Genomic DNA, 922 nt, shown 5'->3' with positions numbered 1-922 from the left:
TCGCAGCCGTTGGCGCATCGGCAGGAACAATATCTTTTGCTGCCGTTGGCTCAACGGCGCTGGTCTGCGCCACACCGCGCAGCTCCAGCTCCTCTACCCGACGGCGCAAGGCCATCAGCTCAGAACGTACAGCCGCACTGCGTCTGAATGCCACGATCGCGAGGCCGGGAACCACTACCAGCGCGAAGAATAATACAATGCAGCCAAGGGTTAGCAGCTCATCCATGTTTCCACCTTCACTGTATAAAGACAGACCAGAATGACACAAATTGTTGCAGTTGCGCCATATCGGTTAACACGATGAACCGCTTTTCAGAATAGACAATCAGCCCCTGGGTTTGGCCAGGGGCTGTGATGAGGGATTAAAACGCGAAGCAGGAGCAGCCAAGCGCGCCCCAGAAAGCCCGGTCATCTGACACCGGAATTGCCGATTTACGCGCTATATCATGCTGATGACCGTGTACGCCGCAGCTGCCGCAACACTGGTGCATCTGCACCATTGCGCCAATTTTCGCCGCAGCAGGCGGCGCTGAGCGATAGTGCCCCGGCACTTTTACCACCGGCGACCAGTCAGGTACAACCGGGATGGCCGGCGGCGCCAGCGGAGTGAAATGCCCGGCCGCATACACCACTTTGCCATCGACAATGGTCATTACCGACTCTATGCCTTTGATCTCCTCTTCCGGCACACTGAAGTAATCTTTAGACAGCACCACCAGGTCGGCCAGTTGGTCTTTCTCGATGCGCCCTTTCTTACCCTGTTCGCTGGAGAACCAGGCGCTACCGGCCGTCCACAATTCCAGCGCCACATCGCGCGGCAGGCGATTGTTATCATCGTACATCGCCATCCCTCCCACAGTACGGCCCGAAACCAGCCAGTAGAGCGCTGTCCACGGGTTGTAGCTGGCCACGCGGGTGGCAT

At 57.9% G+C, this 922-nt stretch carries 2 protein-coding genes; both read right to left on the bottom strand.

Annotated elements, in window-relative coordinates; all coding sequences use genetic code 11:
* A partial coding sequence (locus tag FDW87_RS21685) for a hypothetical protein (RefSeq protein ID WP_252362985.1) occupies window positions 1-226 on the bottom strand: 226 nt, incomplete at its 3' end.
* Window positions 227-362: 136 nt separating this feature from the next.
* A partial coding sequence (locus FDW87_RS21680; protein WP_252362984.1) for an amidohydrolase family protein occupies window positions 363-922 on the bottom strand: 560 nt, incomplete at its 5' end.

The organism is Citrobacter sp. wls826 (genome assembly GCF_005281245.1).
GTDB lineage: Bacteria > Pseudomonadota > Gammaproteobacteria > Enterobacterales > Enterobacteriaceae > Citrobacter > Citrobacter braakii.
This window is presented reverse-complemented; position numbering and strand designations above follow the sequence as displayed.